Genomic DNA, 15,339 nt, shown 5'->3' on the forward strand with positions numbered 1-15,339 from the left:
TCACGCATTGACCGCTTCGCGCGGAATCGTACGGCTTCCGGCGCTTGGCTCGCGGCATTAGTAACCTCCAAAATGTCTGATGATGGGCGCGCGGAGGCTTCCGCGCGATCGCGATTGCGGACCGATGTCCGTCGGTCAGATAATGAATTGCCTCAACCGGCCCCGATGGCTTGAGGCCAGGCGGCGCTCAATGCCGGCCTCGCCGCGGCCTCAGGATCGCGACTCAGGTGAAAATGCGGAGTGCAGTGGCTCGAGCCCGACCGGCACGGATGACCGCAGAAGGTCATCGTCTCGCCCTCGCTACAGTCTCCGGGCTTGAGGTCGAGCAGCGAAAGATGCCGCGGCACGACCGTGGCGCAACGAAGTTGCGGCATCTCTACCGTTTCAGTGAAGATCTTTGGTCCGCGAAGCAGATCCGGCGTCAGTTCGGCGCGCCCTTCACGCAGCCGCCCGATCCTTGGGAGCTCCGGCAGGGACGGTTTGGGCGGATCGAGCTGCCCCGGCAGGGACGGCTCGAGCCTTTCGAGGCCCGCCAGCCCCATGCGCTGCGCTCGGCTGAGCGCCGCGTTGCGCGTATAGGCCGTATTGAAGGTAGCGTTGATCGTGTCAGCGATTTCCGAATAGGACAAGCCGCGGGCGCGGAGATCCTGCAGGGCTGCCGGATGCTCCGGCAGCCAGTTCATCACTTCCATTCCAAATTCCCGTTTCTGTCATTCCGCCGGCGCCTCGCGCGCCTTCCGATATTCCGAAGAAAAAAGTCAAGCTTGTTTCTGATAATCGTAACGGATATAGTATCTCCGGGTTTGGGAAAGGATGAAACATGCTGGACGCGGCGCTGATCGAGCGAGCACTGGAAAAGACTGGGAAGAGCAAAGGCGGGCTTGCCCGCGCGATGGGGGTTCGGGCCGGGGCGGTCTCCGAAATCCTGTCGGGAATAAGGTTGATCAAGGCATCCGAGATCGCCCCGATCATGGAGTATTTGGAGCTGAATTCGGTGCCGATCGTGGGCCGGGTCGGCGCCGGCGCCTCGATCCAGCCGGAGCTGGAGCAGGTCCCGCCGGAGGGTCTCGGCGAAATCGAACTTCCGTTCCCGATGACGGAGGAGACCGTCGCTTTCGAGGTCTCGGGCGATTCGATGCTGCCGAAATACGAGAACGGCGACGTCATCGTGGTGTATCGCGAGCAGCGCTATCCGCTGTCGAGCTTCTACGGAGAGGAAGCTGCGGTGCGGCTGAAGAGCGGCGAGCGCTATCTGAAGACGATCGAACGCGGCAGTTCGTCCGGTACAGTCAACCTCAAGAGCTTCAATGCCAAGCCGATCAACGGCGTAAAGCTCGAATGGATCGGCGAAATCTGCGTCACCCTGCCCCGCGGCCAGATCGAAAGGCTGCGCGGCAAGTCGGCGGCGAAGGGTCGCAAATCTGCCCGGACGCAGGGCGGGCGATCGTCCGAGAAGTAACCGCGCCGCTTCATGGACCGGCCGGACCGATTCGGACGCCTTCGGGCCGAATCGGGCCGGCCGCCGCACGCCTGAATTTCGGTTTTCGACAATTCACCTTGACATACTTCCGATTATCGGAAATAATACACAGTGACAGTCAGAACATCGAACGATCAGGCAATGCAGTATTTCGTCGTGATGATCGACTATGGCCGCCGTGGCCGCGAGGCGATCGTCGATCCCGACATGAAACGACGCGACGTCGTCTCACGAATCGCCTCGGGCGAATATACGAACATCAGCTTCATTCACGAGATTGCCGAGCGTTCGGTCGAGGATGTTACGGACGACCTGCTGGCCGAGGCCGCCTTGCCGGAACTCCCCGTGACCGGCGCGAACCTGCAAGCCAATACGCTGGATCATGCCCGCGACCTGCGCAAACACGGGCCGGTCTGACACCGCTCACGAGTTGATTGCGGAAACGTGATCTTTCTTGAGCCGGCCACTTGGCCGGAACCCGAAACAGACTAGATAGGGTTCACGCAAAGTCTATTCGGACCAGGCGCGGGTTCCCTCTAGACTAGCGATTCGTTTCTCGGGCCGGCAAATTTCAGCTTCAGATGACTTCGACAACAAACGCCGAGATCGCGAAAGCCGATGGCGATCTCAGGATCGCGCTGCTGCTTGGCATCGCAAACTGGTTTCTGTTTCTGGACCATATTCCGCACAACGTCGTCGGCGCGCTGACCATGCGCAACTTCGGCTTCAGCGGCGCAACCGACCTTTTTGTATTCGTGGGCGGCTACGCAGTGACGCTCATCTACGCCAGGATGACGCTGGAACGCGGATTCCTGGTGGCCGCAACCCGCATCTTCAAGCGCGTATGGCAGCTCTACGCCGCCTATATCGTTCTGTTCGTGATCTATGTCGAGTTGATCAGCTATGTCGCCACCCGGACCGCGGCGCCCGAGATCATCAGCGAGTTCAACATCACCGGATTCATCGACCACCCGATCCGGACGTTGATCTACGGCCTGTTCCTGCAGGCCAAGCCGCTCAATCTCGACGTGCTGCAACTCACCATTGCCTTGATGGCGTTCCAGCCCATCATCGTGTTCGGGCTGTTGTACGTGCCGAACGCGACGGTCGTCGCGTCCGTGACCCTCTACGCGGCCGGCCGGCTGCTCAACTGGAACCTGTCGTCATATCCGTATGGCGACTGGTACCTCAATCCGTTCTGCTGGCAATTGCTGTTCGTGATGGGCGGCTGGCTCGCGCTGATCGGCGCGCGATATACGCCCGCGATCCGCGCGATGCAGGCGGCTCCCGCGCTGCGCGCCATGGCGTTGCTGTATCTGCTGTTCGCCCTGACAATTGTCTCGATCAGCGATATCCCGGCACTCGCGCAAATGATGCCGAGTGGGCTGAGCGATGTGCTGCTGCCAAACGACCGGGAGGAGATCGCGCCTCATCGCATCCTGCACTTCCTGGTCCTGACATTCCTGTTCAGCTGGCTGGTGCCGCGCGATTGGGAATACCTGCGATCTCCCGCCTTGCAGCCGATCATCAAGTGCGGCGAGGAATGGCTGGCCGTGTTCTGTGCAGGCGTCTTCCTCTCATTCGCTGCGCATCTGATCCTGATTACGGGCCCATACTCACTGGCAAGGCAGGTCGCGGTCAGCATCGCCGGTATCGCGGCGATGACGGCCGTCGCCTACTACGTCTCGTGGTCGAAGCAGCAGGACGGCAAGTCGGCCGTCGCTCATTCCTGATTCCTGCGGTTTAGTCGATCGCCAGCGACCGCCGCAGCCGCGCCTCGCTATAGCGCAACATCGCGGTATCGAGCCCGCCTCCCCGACTATTTCCTGCGCGACGCCAGGATCTTCTCGGCGGCGCGCAGATGCGGCTTGTCCAGCATCTTGCCGTCCATCTTGGCGACTCCCGATGGATTATTGGCGAACGCGGCGATCACCCGCTCCGACCATGCGATTTCCTCATCCGTCGGCATGAAGGCCGCATTGACGATGTCGACGTGCTTGGGGTGGATCACGGCCTTGGCGAGGAAGCCATCCTGGCGCGCGGCGACCGCCTCGGCCTTCAAAGCATCGAGATCGTTGATGTCGGTCGCGATGGTGTCGATCGCGACGACGCCGGCGGCGGCCGCGCCGATCAGGCAGAGATCGCGCGCCAGGATGAAGGGCGAGTGATAGCGGCCATCACTGCGGTTGCGCGTTGCCCCGAGCGAGGCCGCGAGATCCTCCGCGCCCCACATCATGCCCCACAGCCGCGGGCTCATGTTCTCGAAATCGAGGATTTTCAGCACCGCCCGCGCCGTCTCGGTCGCGACCGTCACGATCCGCGTGGTGCCCTGCGCGATGTCAGAGGCCGCCTCAAATGCGTCGAGATAGAGCGCGAGCCGGTTGACGTCGGCGGCGCCGGCGCATTTCGGCAGCACGATTCCATCGGGTTTGCCGGGCATCACGGCGGCGAGATCGCCGAGCGTCAGATCGGTGTCGAGCGCGTTGACGCGGATATAAAGCTTCTGCTCCGGATTGCGCGCATCGAGCATCTGGCGCGTGATGCCCCGCGCAACCACCTTCTGGTCCGGCGCGATGGAATCCTCGAGGTCGAGGATCAGCGCATCGGCTGCGGTCTTCTTCGCGCTTTCATATTTCCGGGTGCTGTCGCCGGGAACGAACAGGAACGATCGCATCGCTTACGCCTTCGGCTTGCAGTGCATCAGGCCAGTGCGGCGGCAGCTCGCCACCACCTCGCCGCGCTGGTTGGTCATGGTGTGCTCGAACTCGACGATGCCCTGGGTCGGCCGCGACTTGCTGGCGCGCTTGCCGATGATTCTGGTGTGCGCCTTCAGCGTGTCGCCATGGAACACCGGCTTGGGGAACTTGACGTCGGTCATGCCGAGATTGCCGACGGTGGTTCCCAGCGTCGTGTCGTACACGCTCATGCCGATCATGATGCCGAGTGTATAGAGGCTGTTGAACAGTCGCTGGCCGAACTCGGTCTTCTCGGAGAAATGCGCGTCGATATGCAACGGCTGCGGGTTCATGGTCAGGAGGCTGAACATGGTGTTGTCCATCTCGGTCACGGTTCGGCTGAATTCGTGATGGAATTCCTGCCCGATCTCGAACTCCTCGAAATACAATCCAGCCATTACCGTCCCTTGTAGTTGGGCGCCCGCTTCTCGACGAACGCATTCAGCCCTTCCTGGCAGTCTTCCGTCGATGCGACCACAACAAAGCTTTCCGCCGTATTTTCTACCGAGCGGCGGAAATCGGCATCGACCGCCCGCATGAAGGCGTCGCGGCCGATCTTCATCACGATCGGCGATTTCGCCGCGAGCTTGCGTGCGATCTCGCGGGTGCGCGCGAGCGCGGTGCCCTTCGGCACCACCTCGCTGAGCAGCCCCATGCGAAAGGCGGTCGCGGCATCGAAGGGCTCGCCAAGGAACAGCGGGCCGAATGCCTGGTGCTTTCCGACCAGCCGCGGCAACTGCACGAAATGGATCGCCGGGATCAGGCCGACATCGATCTCGGGATAGCCGAAGGTCGAGCCGTCGCCCGCGACAATCATGTCGCAGGAGATCGCGATCGTCATGCCGCCGGCGCGTACCGCGCCATCGATCGCCGCAATGGTCGGCTTGCCCATGCGATACTGCGTATCGTTCAACGCAAAGTATAGCCGCTCGAGGAATGTCTTGGTCTCGATCGCGGGCTTGCCCCTGACGATGTCGAGATCGAGGCCGGCGCAAAACACCTTATGGGCGCTGCTGATGACGACGGCGCGCACTGCGTCGTCATCGCGCGCTTTCGCCAGCGCCGCCAGCAGCGCATCGATCAGGGGAATGCTGAGTGCGTTGACCGGCGCGCGATCCAGCACGATCTCCGCAATCTGGTCGGTGACCGAGTAACGAACGAGGTCGGTGCTCATGATGTGTTGCCTCCCGTTAGCTCTTGGCCTGCCGCACGGCGCCCGACAGCAGCAGGCCGTCGATCTCAGCGGAACCGAAGCCGGCCTCCGTCAGCACGGCGCGGCTATCCTGCCCGACGTCAGGCGCGGGGCAAAGGTGATCCTCGGACAGGCCCGCGATCCCCGGCGTGCGTGGCGTGTAGACCGCGCCGACGCCGGGTGTGTCCTGACGCACCGACGCCCTGGTCGCCTCGACATGGACGTTGCGCAGCCATTCGCCGGGATTGAGGATCCGCTCGGCGATGATATCGGCCGCATGCAGCCGCGTCAGCCAGGCATCCGTCGCCTGGGTCAGGAACACCTCGCGCAATTGCGGGATCAGCGCGTCGGCCGCGTCGGCGCGGCGGGCGAAGTCGGCAAAACGCGGATCGCCGGCGAGGTCCTCACGACCGATCGCACCGCACAGCCGCTTGTATTGCGGCTCGTTCACAAGGGTGACCATCATCCAGCCGTCCTGGGTCTGGTAGGTGCCGGCCGGAACGTTCAGCGCGCGCGGCGCGCCGCCCTCGAGGATGAACTCCGCCACCTTGTGGCCGAGCAGCGCCGACGTCGACTGGCAGAGATTGACGTCGATCCAGCGGCCGGTGCCGACGGTCGCACGCGCGAACAGCGTCGTGGCGATGGCCTGGAACGCATAGACGCCGGTGACGACATCGGAGATCGTGGTGCCGACCCGATGCGGCACGCCATCGGCGCCGACATTGACCGAGACCAGCCCCGAGAACGCCTGCGCCACCGAATCCGAGCCGGGCCGCTTGGCGTACGGGCCGCTCTGCCCGAAGCCGCTGACCGACAGATAGACCAGGCCGGGATTGCCGCGCGACAGGCCCTCATAGCCGAGCCCGAGCCGCTCTGCGACACCGGGACGAAAGCCCTCGATGAGGACATCGGCCTCGCGCGCCAGCCGCTGCGCGATCGCGATCCCGTCCTTGTGCTTCATGTCGAGGCACAGGCTGCGCTTGCCGCGGTTGTAGACCGCCGACAGCGTCGTGTGATTGCCGTAGGTCGTGCCGAGATAGCGCGACCAGTCGCCCTCCGGCGGCTCGACCTTGATCACGTCGGCGCCGTAGACACCGAGCAGCATCGCGCAATAAGGCGAGGCAATCCCCTGCCCGAAATCGAGTACCTTCAGCCCGCGATACGGCGCTTCATGCGTCGGCGTCAGCTTGCCCGCCATTTGTCCTCCCATCGCTGTCGAAGAGCCCTGTCCTTTGGGCATGATCCCCGCGCAAACGCTGCGCGTTTGTCGCGAGGCAAAACCGCCGCGCGCTTTTTCCCGGATCACGCCCTACAGCGCCAGATAGCGCTGCCGGATGTTGTCGTTGGCCTTCAGCTCTTCGATGGAGGATGTGTAGACGATCTGTCCCTTGTCGATAACCGTCGCGTGGCTCGCAAGGCCAAGGCAAAAATGCATGTTCTGCTCGGCGATCAATACTGTGGCACCGGTGCCGCGGAGCTGCCGCAGCAGTTCGCCAATGCGCTGCACGATGATCGGCGCCAGCCCCTCGCTCGGCTCGTCCAGCAGCAGCAGCACCGGATTGCCCATCAGCGTGCGAGCGATCGCCAGCATCTGCTGCTCGCCGCCGGACAGCCTTCCGGCGATCCGGTGCCGCAGCGGCTCGAGCAGCGGGAACACGTCATAGACGCGGCGGATCGACCACTCGTCCTCGCCATCCGGCCCCTTCTTCTGGCCGATGACGAGATTGTCCTCCACCGTATGCTCGGGAAAGATCTGGCGGTCTTCCGGCACGAAGCCGAGCCCGGCCCGCGCGATGTGATGCGGCCGCATTCCCGAGACCACCTGGCCGCGCAGGGTCACCCTGCCGCGGTGCGCCGGCGCCAGTCCCATGATGGCCTTCATGGTGGTCGACTTGCCGGCGCCGTTGCGGCCGAGCAGCGCCATGGTCTCGCCCTGCCGCACCGACAGGCCGACGCCGAACAGGATCTGGCTGGTACCGTAATAGACGTCGAGGTCCTCGACCTGCACCACCGGCTGCGCGCTCATGCCACCGCTCCCGCGTGGTCGTCGCTGCCGAGATAGGCCTCGATCACGGCATCGTTCCTGCGGATCGCGTCCGGCGTCCCGGTCGCCAGGATCCGGCCGTAGCACAGCACGACGATTTGGGGCGCAATCTTGAACACGATGTCCATGTCGTGCTCGATGAATACGACGGTGATCTTCTGCTTTTCCCAGAGCTCGCGCACCTTGTCGATCATGCGCCAGCGCTCCTCGGTACCCATGCCCGCGGTCGGCTCGTCGAGCAGCAGCACCTTGGGCTCGAGCACCAGCGCGAGCGCGATATCGAGCAGCTTCTGGTCGCCATGCGACAGCGTCGCCGCGGTCCGGTTGCGCTTACCGGCGAGGCCGAGCAGCTCCATCGCATGCTCGGCGCGGTCGCGCGTCTCGGCCAGCGGAAACCGGCGATGCATCACGCCGGCGCGGCGCTGATCGGCACAGACGGCAGCGAGCATCGTCTCCTCCACCGTCAGCGACGGGAAGATGCTCGCGACCTGGAAGGCGCGGCCGATGCCATGGCGCACGATCTCCGGCGGGGCCTTGCCCGCCATGTCGACGCCGTTGAGCAAGATTTGCCCGGCATCAGGTTGCAGCGCGCCCGTGATCAGGTTGAAGAATGTGCTCTTGCCTGCGCCGTTGGGACCGATCACGGCGGTGAGCGAACCGTCGGCGAAGTCGAGCGAGACGTTGTCGGTCGCCTTGACGCCGCCAAAGGATTTCGAGAGTCCGCGAATCTCCAGCATGGCTAGCCACTCGCCTCCCGTAGACCGCCATACGTGCTCCACGACGTGCCGGCAAGCCAGCCGCAATCGACCGGCACGTTGGCGCCGGTCATCGCCGAGGCCGCGTCGGAGGCCAGGAATGCGACGACGCGGCCGATCTCCGAGGGATCGACGAGGCGGCGAAGTGCTGCATTGGCAGCCAGCGCCGAGACATCTCGCTCTCCCCGATCGATGGCATTCTTCAGCGCCGGCGTCAGCGTATAGCCCGGGGACACGGCATTGACGCGGATGCCGGAGGGCCCCCATTCGGCCGCGAGGCATTCGGTGATGGCAATCACCGCCGCCTTGGCGGGCGCATAGGCATGCAACGGCATCGAGCGCATACCGGCAATCGAGGCGATGTTGACGATGCTGCCGCGCTTGCGCGCGATCATCTGCCGCGCAAAGGCAACGCAGGCGACATAGGTGCCGCGCTGGTCGACGCGCACGACGTCGTCCCAGGAGGTCATCGGCAGATCGTGCGGCCGGACCGGCACCTGGATGATGCCGGCGCTGTTGACCAGCACCGCGACCGGGCCGCAGTCGCGCTCGATCGCGGCGGCACAGGCCTCGACGCTGCGCTCGTCCGCCACGTCGGCCGCGAACGCCTTGCCGCCGACTTCCGCCGCGACCGTCTGCGCCTTGGCGAGGTCGCGGTCCAGAACGGCGACGAGATCGCCGGCCGCCGCGAGTTCACGCACGCACGCCGCGCCGATGCCGCTGGCGCCGCCGGTTACGACGCTGATCCGCGTCTGTGCACTCATGGCGCGCGCTCCCCGGCCTCTCCGCGACGCTGCGCGAACCATTCGACGACAAAGTCCATCAGGCCCTTTCGCAGGCCGATGGCAAAGAACAGGATCACGATGCCGAGCACGATGCCGTGATACTCCGTCAGGCGGGTAACGGTATCGTTGAGAATCAGCAGCAGCACCGTGCCGACCATCGGTCCGAGGAAGGTTGTCACGCCGCCGAGCATGTTGATGAAGATGCCCTCGCCCGAGATCGTCCAATAGGCGAACTCGGGATAGGCGCCGGAGACGAACAGCGCCATGATGATGCCGCCGGTCGACGCGAACAGCGCAGCGAGCACGAAGATCGTCAGCTTGGCGCGCCAGACATCGATGCCGATGAAGCTCGCCCGCGTGGCGTTGTCGCGGATCATGCGCAGCGTGTAGCCGAACGGCGATTGCGCGATCTGGCGCATGAGCAGCAGGCCGATCACCAGCAGGGCGCAGCTCGTGATGTAGAGATGCAGATGATTCGACAGATCGATGCCGAGAAACGGCGGCCTCGGGATCCCGCCGCGCAAACCCTGGTCGCCGCCGGTCAGCGACTGCCACGACAGGATGGTCGAGTGAATCAGCATCTGGAATGCCAGCGTGACGAACGCGAAGTAGATTTCCTTCAGCCGCACGCAGATCGCGCCGATGACGACGGCGACGACCAGGGTCATCGCCAGCGTGGCGACGAAGGCCACCGGGATCGGCACGCCGGTCTTCTGCATCATCAGCCCGAAACCATAGGCGCCGAGGCCGAAGAACATGCCGTGGCCGAACGAGATCAAACCGGTGTAGCCGACCAGAAGGTTGAGCGACGTCGCGAACAATCCATAGGCCGCACAGCGGATCACGAAGTCGAGCAGCTGCTTGCTGCCAAAGATGAACGGCAGCAGCGCGAGCAGGACAAAGGCCACGAGCGCGATCAGCACATCGCGGTACCGCTGCGGCCTGGCGTCGATCCGGGTAACATCGAGGGGCTGCGTGCTCTGCCCGGCCTGCAATTCGGTCATGCGACCTCCTTGCCGAACAGCCCGGTCGGGCGCGAGACCAGCACAATCACCATGAAGAGATACATCAAGCCCTCGGTGAACAGCGGGAAGCCGAGCGATCCGAAGGAGCGGATCAGGCCGATCAAAAGCGCGCCGATCAACGCGCCGAGGATCGAGCCCATGCCGCCGATCACGGTCACGATGAAGGACTCGATCAGTACCGAGAAGCCCATGCCCGGCGTCAGCGAGCGCACTGGCGCGGCAAGCGCTCCCGCCAGTCCCGCCAGCATGCCGCCGAGCGCGAATACGCCGCCATAGATCAGCCCAGTATTGATACCGAGCGCCGAAACCATTCCGGGATTATGCGCAGCCGCACGGATCACCTTGCCGATCCTGGAGCGCGCCAGCCCCAGGCCGAGAACAACGGCCGCGGCGAGCGCCACCCCGATCAAGAGCAGATAGTATGGCGGCACCACGCCGCCGGCGACGAACAGCGGCGGCACCTGGAACGCGGCCGGCATGCCCATCGACTTGAATTCAGGCCCCCAGATCATGCGGACGACATCGTCGAAGATCAGCACGAAGGCGTAGCAGACCAGGAGCTGCATCAAGACGTCGCGGCCGTAGACCCGGCTCATGAACACGCGCTCGAAGATCAGGCCGAGGATCGCGGTGCCGGCGGCGCCGCTCAGCATCGCCAGCGCGAAGCTGCCGGTGAGCTGATAGGCCGTCATCGCGAAATAGGCGCCGAACATATAGAAGGCGCCGTGGCTGAAATTGACCACCTTGAGCACGCCGAAGATCAGCGTCAGCCCAACGGCGACAAGGAACAGCAGCATGCCGATGATCAGGCCGCTGGTGGTTTGCGTCACCAGACAGGCAGAACTGGCGAGGCAACTGGCGAGCGCGTCGAGGTCCACGGAAAATCATCCATCACGGCGGGCCGCAACGTCGGCGCGCGACAAACATCAGATGCGAGGCGAAGGCAGCAGATTGCCGCCTCCGCCCGACATGCGGATCAGGTGTAGCCCTTGCTCTTCTTCCACTCGGCTTCGAGCTCAAAGATGGTCTTCCAGTCTCCGGCCTTCACATCAGGCACGTAGGGCTCCTGCGGGATCGTGGTGCCCCAGCCGATGGCGTAACCGACCAGCGTGTGGTCGTCGGCGCGCATAGTGACGGTGCCGTCGGCGCCGAACGGGCACTTGATGGTGAGGCCGGTGAGCGCTTCCGCGACCTTCTTGCCGTCGGTCGAGTTCGCCTTCTTGACGGCCTCGTTGAGGAACATGACCGCCGTGGCGTTCTGCCACGACCAGTTGGTCGGATACTCGTTGTACTTGGCCTTGTAGGCATCGCCCCAGGCCGCATTTTCGGGCGTCGGCGGGAATGTCTTGATATAGCGGTCGCCGGAGTGGATGCCCTTGGGCAGGTTCTTCACCACCGTGAGTGCGGTGTAGTCGGCCATGTTGACCGCGAACACTTCCATCTGGGTGAACATCGCGTAGATGTTGGCCTGGTCGATGTAGGAGGTGAGATCGCCGCCCCACAGGCAGGAATAGAGCGCCTGCGGCTTGGCCTGCAGGATCTTCGTCACCACCTCGGTGTAGTCGGGCTGGAACAGCTTTGGCCAGGACTCGCTGATGATCTCGACGTCGGGCGCGAACTTCTTCAGGTACAGCACGAACTCGCCGGTGGTGTCGCGGCCATAGGCGTAGTCGGGCGAACACGTCGCCCATTTCTTCAGGCCCTTGGCCTTGGCGATCCCTGCCGCGTAGCTGGCGCCGACGATCGAGTCGTGAATGCCTTGCCGCACGCAACGGAAGGCGTTCGGGATGTGCTGCTTGGGATCGGCGGTCAGCGATGACGCTTCCGAGCAGGTGTGGATGCAGAGCACGCCGAGATCGCGCGCCACTTCGTGAACCGCGAACGATCCCGAGGACGCTTCGCCGTCGAGCAGCATCTCGCAGCCGTCGGTGTTGACGAGCTCGCGCGCGATGCGCGCGGCCTCCTGCGGCTGTCCCTTGGAGTCGCGAATCACCATCTCGATCTGCCGTCCGGCAAGGCCGCCGGCGGCGTTGACCTTCTCGACCTCCAGCAGCACCGCGTTGCGCGAGGACGTTCCGAGTTGCGCGACGCGGCCCGACAGAATGGTCGGCATGCCGATCTTGATCGTCTTGGCCTGTGCGCGCGCCACCCATGGCGCGGCAAAGCTCACCGCACCGGCGCCCATCAGCGCAAGCGTCGAGCGCCGGGTGATGCCCGGTTTCCGGGTCCTCTTCATCATTCCCCTCCCTGTCGGGTTCGCGTTCCCAAAATCCCTGCCGGAGATCGTTTCGTCTCCATGGCCACGATGTTTTCAGAGCAAGGGGGGTGACGTCAAGCCAAAGATGAATTACGACTCATAATTCATCTAGGGAGAAAACGGCGCCGGAATCGGCCCCGTGGGCGGCAAATGATCAACCTTTCCAGCTTCATCGCATTTCATGCCCGGCGGACTCCGGACCGCTGTGCGCTGAAATATCGCGGCGAGGACGTCTCCTATGCCGACTTTGATCTGCGGATCCGGCAGGTCGGCGGCTGGCTCGCGGCGCGCGGGATCGCGCCCGGCGACGTCGTCGCCGTGCTGATGAAGAACAGCACCGCCTTTCTCGAGCTGGTGTTCGCGACCAGCCATATCGGCGCGGTGTTCCTGCCGATCAACTATCGTCTGTCGGCCGATGAGGTCGCCTACATCGTCGGCAATTCGGGCGCGCGCCTCCTGGTCGCCGACGAGGAGTTTGCCGCGATCGCAACCGGCGGCGCGCCGGTCGTGCTGCTCGATGAGGTCGCGCAGTCCAGCGTCACCAACCTTGCGCCCGACATCGCGCCGGCGCCGATCCATGTGCGCGGGCCGCGCGACCTGATGCGGCTGATGTACACCTCGGGCACGACGGATCGTCCCAAGGGGGTGATGCTCAGTTACGAAAACATCTACTGGAAATCCGCCGACCAGACCTTGGTGCTCGGGCTCAACGCCGACACGCGGCTGCTCGTCGTCGGTCCGCTCTATCACGTCGGCGCGCTCGACCTGCCCGGCATCGCGGTGCTCTGGCATGGCGGCATGCTGTGCATTCACCGCACCTTCGAGCCTGAACCCGCACTCGCCGCGATCGAGCGGGAGAAGCTCAACGCGGCGTGGTTCGCGCCGGTCATGACCACGGCCCTCCTCACCTGCCCGAACCGCGAGCGCTACGACGTCTCCAGCCTGCAATGGGCGATCGGCGGCGGCGAGAAGACACCGGAAGTCCGCATCCGCGCCTTCTCTGACTATTTCAAGAACGCGCGCTACATCGATGCCTACGGCCTCACCGAAAGCTGCGGCGGCGATACCTTCATGGACGCCGGCCGCGAGATCGAGAAGATCGGCTCGACCGGCCGCGCCATCGCCCATGTCGAAATCGAGATCCGCGACGATGCCGGCAAGCGCCTGCCGGCCGGCCAGAACGGCGAGATCTGCCTGCGCGGCCCGAAGGTCACGCAGGGCTACTGGAAGGATCCGGAGAAGACCGCATCCGCGTTCTTCGGCGACTGGTTCCGTACCGGCGATGTCGGCTATCTCGACGACGACGGCTTCCTGTATCTCACCGATCGCAAGAAGGACATGATCATCTCCGGCGGCGAGAACATCGCCTCCTCCGAGGTCGAGCGCGTCATCTACGAAATGCCTGAAGTGCGCGAGGTCGCGGTGATCGGCCTGCCGGACGCGCGCTGGGGCGAGAAGCCGGTCGCGATCGTGGTGCTGGCCGACGACGCCAGGCTCGACCTGGCCGGTCTCACCGACCACTGCCGGACACGGCTCGCCGGTTTCAAGGTGCCGCGGCAGCTCGTCATCCGCGACAGCCTGCCGCGCAATCCATCCGGCAAGGTGCTCAAACGCGTGCTCCGCGCCGAACTCGAGGCCACCGCATGACCCAAGCGACAACCGCCAAAGTGACAAAGCTCAACCGGGTCGAGCGCAACGCCTGGACCAAGCAGAAGATCTTCGACGCCGCGACCAAGGTCGTCGGCAAATACGGCTATGCCGAAGCCTCGGTCGCGCGCATCACGGAAGCTGCCGGCGTCGCGCAGGGCACCTTCTACAATCATTTCGAGAACCGCCAGGAGCTGCTTGACCAGCTGCTGCCGAAGATCGGCCTCGACATGGTCCGCTTCATCCATGCGCGCACCGGCACCGCGAGCGAGGCCCGGCAGGAGGTCGAGCGCTTCGGCGCCTTCTTCGATTTCATCCGCGAGGTGCCGGAATTCCTGCGCATCCTCAACGAGGCCGAATTCTTCGCGCCGATCGGCTACCAGAAGCATTTTGACAACATCTCGAGCGCCTATGTGCGGATCCTGCAACGCGCGCGGGCTGCGGGTGCGACCAACGCGTTCAGCGACGAGGAATTCGAGGCCATCGTCCAGGTGCTGATGGGCGCGCGCGGTTATCTCAGCCGCCGCTATTCCTATTCCGAGCGCGGCGTCACCGCGGTGCCCGACTACGTGATCACGGCCTATCAAAAGCTGGTCACCCGCGGCCTTTTCACCACCAGCGACAAGGGAAGAAAATCATGAGCGCTGAGGGCAGCATCCTCGTCACCGGCGGCAGCCGCGGCATTGGCGCGGCGACCGCGACACTGCTCGCCGATCAGGGGCATCGCGTCGTTATCGTCGACATCGCGCCCGAGCCGCTGGTTGGAACAGCCGCCGTCCTGTGGCCGACGCCGTTCGACGTCGCGAGCGAGAGCGCCGTTGTCGCAGGCATCGCCGATATCGAGACCGCGCATGGTCCGATCACCGGCCTCGTCAACGCCGCCGGCGTGTTCGGCAAGATGCACACGATCGATCGGGTGCGGATGGAGCAATGGGACCGCGAGGTCAATATCGACCTGCGCGGCACCTTCTTGGTCGCGCGCAGCGTCGGCATTGCCATGGCGAAGCGTCGGCATGGCGCGATCGTCAACGTCGCCTCGGTGGCCGGCATGACGTCGGGCCCGATCCACGCCTATACCGCGGCGAAGGCCGGCGTCATCCAGATCACGCAGACGCTCGCCGCCGAATGGGGCCGTTCCGGCGTCCGCGTCAACGCGGTGTCGCCCGGCTTCACCCGCACGGCAGCGCTCGAGGCGGGCATCGCATCGGGCGCCCTGAACAAGGATCTGCTGGCGCGCCCGACCGCGCTGAACCGGCTGGTCGAGCCGATCGAAGTGGCGCAGGCGATCGCATGGCTGCTCTCGCCGCAGAGCAGCGGCGTCACCGGCATCAACCTGCCGGTCGATGCCGGCTACATCGCAGGCACCACCTGGGCCGCCTATGGCGGCCTGCCGGAAGCCCCACGCAGCTGAGGACAACG

Annotated in this window: 17 protein-coding genes; 6 read left to right on the plus strand and 11 right to left on the minus strand. The window is 64.5% G+C overall.

What is annotated here, in order from left to right; translation table 11 throughout:
• Window positions 1-152: 152 nt before the first annotated feature.
• Window positions 153-692: a GcrA family cell cycle regulator gene (locus I6F38_RS06275; RefSeq protein WP_225159485.1), complete on the minus strand. Its 540-nt coding sequence runs from the start codon at window positions 690-692 to the stop codon at window positions 153-155.
• A 128-nt stretch (window positions 693-820) separates the two neighbouring features.
• Between I6F38_RS06275 and I6F38_RS06280 the strand changes: the two genes are divergently transcribed.
• The 3 genes from I6F38_RS06280 (at window position 821) to I6F38_RS06290 (ending at window position 3,213) form a co-directional block, all read left to right on the plus strand.
• Entirely contained in the window at window positions 821-1,459 is a 639-nt protein-coding gene (locus I6F38_RS06280; protein WP_016847350.1) for an XRE family transcriptional regulator, read from the plus strand.
• A gap of 162 nt (window positions 1,460-1,621) precedes the next feature.
• Complete coding sequence (locus tag I6F38_RS06285; protein ID WP_225159488.1) at window positions 1,622-1,897, plus strand: hypothetical protein; 276 nt, start codon at window positions 1,622-1,624, stop codon at window positions 1,895-1,897.
• Window positions 1,898-2,061: 164 nt separating this feature from the next.
• Window positions 2,062-3,213, plus strand: a complete 1,152-nt coding sequence (locus I6F38_RS06290; protein ID WP_225159490.1) for an OpgC domain-containing protein — start codon at window positions 2,062-2,064, stop codon at window positions 3,211-3,213.
• 86 nt (window positions 3,214-3,299) lie between these two features.
• Here the strand turns inward: I6F38_RS06290 and I6F38_RS06295 are convergent, their stop codons facing one another.
• The 10 genes from I6F38_RS06295 to I6F38_RS06340 form a co-directional block, all read right to left on the minus strand.
• Window positions 3,300-4,154 (minus strand): CoA ester lyase, encoded by an 855-nt coding sequence (locus I6F38_RS06295; protein WP_225159492.1) that lies wholly within the window; start codon window positions 4,152-4,154, stop codon window positions 3,300-3,302.
• 3 nt (window positions 4,155-4,157) lie between these two features.
• Window positions 4,158-4,613, minus strand: coding sequence for a MaoC family dehydratase (locus I6F38_RS06300; protein WP_016847346.1), 456 nt, complete (start codon window positions 4,611-4,613; stop codon window positions 4,158-4,160).
• The gene (locus I6F38_RS06305) at window positions 4,613-5,389 is read right to left on the minus strand and encodes an enoyl-CoA hydratase/isomerase family protein (RefSeq protein WP_225159493.1); all 777 of its coding nucleotides are present in this window, start codon (window positions 5,387-5,389) and stop codon (window positions 4,613-4,615) included. Before I6F38_RS06305 ends, I6F38_RS06300 begins: the two co-directional genes overlap by 1 nt.
• A 16-nt stretch (window positions 5,390-5,405) precedes the next feature.
• Window positions 5,406-6,605 (minus strand): CoA transferase, encoded by a 1,200-nt coding sequence (locus I6F38_RS06310; RefSeq protein WP_016847344.1) that lies wholly within the window; start codon window positions 6,603-6,605, stop codon window positions 5,406-5,408.
• 111 nt (window positions 6,606-6,716) lie between these two features.
• Window positions 6,717-7,433: an ABC transporter ATP-binding protein gene (locus tag I6F38_RS06315; RefSeq protein ID WP_075968245.1), complete on the minus strand. Its 717-nt coding sequence runs from the start codon at window positions 7,431-7,433 to the stop codon at window positions 6,717-6,719.
• Window positions 7,430-8,188, minus strand: a complete 759-nt coding sequence (locus tag I6F38_RS06320) for an ABC transporter ATP-binding protein (protein ID WP_075968244.1) — start codon at window positions 8,186-8,188, stop codon at window positions 7,430-7,432. The genes I6F38_RS06315 and I6F38_RS06320 overlap by 4 nt, the downstream gene beginning before the upstream one ends.
• Before the next feature lie 2 nt (window positions 8,189-8,190).
• Window positions 8,191-8,970: an SDR family oxidoreductase gene (locus I6F38_RS06325; protein WP_069275405.1), complete on the minus strand. Its 780-nt coding sequence runs from the start codon at window positions 8,968-8,970 to the stop codon at window positions 8,191-8,193.
• The gene (locus I6F38_RS06330) at window positions 8,967-9,995 is read right to left on the minus strand and encodes a branched-chain amino acid ABC transporter permease (protein ID WP_225159495.1); all 1,029 of its coding nucleotides are present in this window, start codon (window positions 9,993-9,995) and stop codon (window positions 8,967-8,969) included. The genes I6F38_RS06325 and I6F38_RS06330 overlap by 4 nt, the downstream gene beginning before the upstream one ends.
• Window positions 9,992-10,894 carry a branched-chain amino acid ABC transporter permease gene (locus I6F38_RS06335; RefSeq protein ID WP_225159497.1) on the minus strand — a complete coding sequence of 301 codons (903 nt, stop codon included), beginning with the start codon at window positions 10,892-10,894 and terminating at the stop codon, window positions 9,992-9,994. The genes I6F38_RS06330 and I6F38_RS06335 overlap by 4 nt, the downstream gene beginning before the upstream one ends.
• A 98-nt stretch (window positions 10,895-10,992) precedes the next feature.
• A complete protein-coding gene (locus tag I6F38_RS06340; protein ID WP_038383532.1) occupies window positions 10,993-12,252 on the minus strand; it encodes an ABC transporter substrate-binding protein in 1,260 nt (419 codons plus the stop codon).
• Window positions 12,253-12,423: 171 nt separating this feature from the next.
• Between I6F38_RS06340 and I6F38_RS06345 the strand changes: the two genes are divergently transcribed.
• Genes I6F38_RS06345 through I6F38_RS06355 form a run of 3 tightly spaced genes read left to right on the plus strand, consistent with a single transcriptional unit; the run spans window position 12,424 to window position 15,331 of the window.
• Window positions 12,424-13,920 carry an AMP-binding protein gene (locus tag I6F38_RS06345; RefSeq protein ID WP_225159500.1) on the plus strand — a complete coding sequence of 499 codons (1,497 nt, stop codon included), beginning with the start codon at window positions 12,424-12,426 and terminating at the stop codon, window positions 13,918-13,920.
• Entirely contained in the window at window positions 13,917-14,561 is a 645-nt protein-coding gene (locus I6F38_RS06350) for a TetR/AcrR family transcriptional regulator (protein WP_225159501.1), read from the plus strand. Before I6F38_RS06345 ends, I6F38_RS06350 begins: the two co-directional genes overlap by 4 nt.
• Window positions 14,558-15,331, plus strand: a complete 774-nt coding sequence (locus I6F38_RS06355) for an SDR family NAD(P)-dependent oxidoreductase (protein WP_225159502.1) — start codon at window positions 14,558-14,560, stop codon at window positions 15,329-15,331. The genes I6F38_RS06350 and I6F38_RS06355 overlap by 4 nt, the downstream gene beginning before the upstream one ends.
• Window positions 15,332-15,339 lie beyond the last annotated feature (8 nt).

Origin of the sequence: Bradyrhizobium sp. BRP56, from assembly GCF_020194035.1 — a bacterium.
GTDB lineage: Bacteria > Pseudomonadota > Alphaproteobacteria > Rhizobiales > Xanthobacteraceae > Bradyrhizobium > Bradyrhizobium australafricanum.

What these genes read in the sequence shown, in the direction of transcription:
- I6F38_RS06275 (WP_225159485.1), bottom strand. Translation starts at nt 692, where the DNA reads ATGGAAGTGATGAACTGGCTGCCGGAGCATCCGGCAGCCCTGCAGGAT.
- I6F38_RS06280 (WP_016847350.1), top strand. Translation starts at nt 821, where the DNA reads ATGCTGGACGCGGCGCTGATCGAGCGAGCACTGGAAAAGACTGGGAAG.
- I6F38_RS06285 (WP_225159488.1), top strand. Translation starts at nt 1,622, where the DNA reads ATGCAGTATTTCGTCGTGATGATCGACTATGGCCGCCGTGGCCGCGAG.
- I6F38_RS06290 (WP_225159490.1), top strand. Translation starts at nt 2,062, where the DNA reads ATGACTTCGACAACAAACGCCGAGATCGCGAAAGCCGATGGCGATCTC.
- I6F38_RS06295 (WP_225159492.1), bottom strand. Translation starts at nt 4,154, where the DNA reads ATGCGATCGTTCCTGTTCGTTCCCGGCGACAGCACCCGGAAATATGAA.
- I6F38_RS06300 (WP_016847346.1), bottom strand. Translation starts at nt 4,613, where the DNA reads ATGGCTGGATTGTATTTCGAGGAGTTCGAGATCGGGCAGGAATTCCAT.
- I6F38_RS06305 (WP_225159493.1), bottom strand. Translation starts at nt 5,389, where the DNA reads ATGAGCACCGACCTCGTTCGTTACTCGGTCACCGACCAGATTGCGGAG.
- I6F38_RS06310 (WP_016847344.1), bottom strand. Translation starts at nt 6,605, where the DNA reads ATGGCGGGCAAGCTGACGCCGACGCATGAAGCGCCGTATCGCGGGCTG.
- I6F38_RS06315 (WP_075968245.1), bottom strand. Translation starts at nt 7,433, where the DNA reads ATGAGCGCGCAGCCGGTGGTGCAGGTCGAGGACCTCGACGTCTATTAC.
- I6F38_RS06320 (WP_075968244.1), bottom strand. Translation starts at nt 8,188, where the DNA reads ATGCTGGAGATTCGCGGACTCTCGAAATCCTTTGGCGGCGTCAAGGCG.
- I6F38_RS06325 (WP_069275405.1), bottom strand. Translation starts at nt 8,970, where the DNA reads ATGAGTGCACAGACGCGGATCAGCGTCGTAACCGGCGGCGCCAGCGGC.
- I6F38_RS06330 (WP_225159495.1), bottom strand. Translation starts at nt 9,995, where the DNA reads ATGACCGAATTGCAGGCCGGGCAGAGCACGCAGCCCCTCGATGTTACC.
- I6F38_RS06340 (WP_038383532.1), bottom strand. Translation starts at nt 12,252, where the DNA reads ATGAAGAGGACCCGGAAACCGGGCATCACCCGGCGCTCGACGCTTGCG.
- I6F38_RS06345 (WP_225159500.1), top strand. Translation starts at nt 12,424, where the DNA reads ATGATCAACCTTTCCAGCTTCATCGCATTTCATGCCCGGCGGACTCCG.
- I6F38_RS06350 (WP_225159501.1), top strand. Translation starts at nt 13,917, where the DNA reads ATGACCCAAGCGACAACCGCCAAAGTGACAAAGCTCAACCGGGTCGAG.
- I6F38_RS06355 (WP_225159502.1), top strand. Translation starts at nt 14,558, where the DNA reads ATGAGCGCTGAGGGCAGCATCCTCGTCACCGGCGGCAGCCGCGGCATT.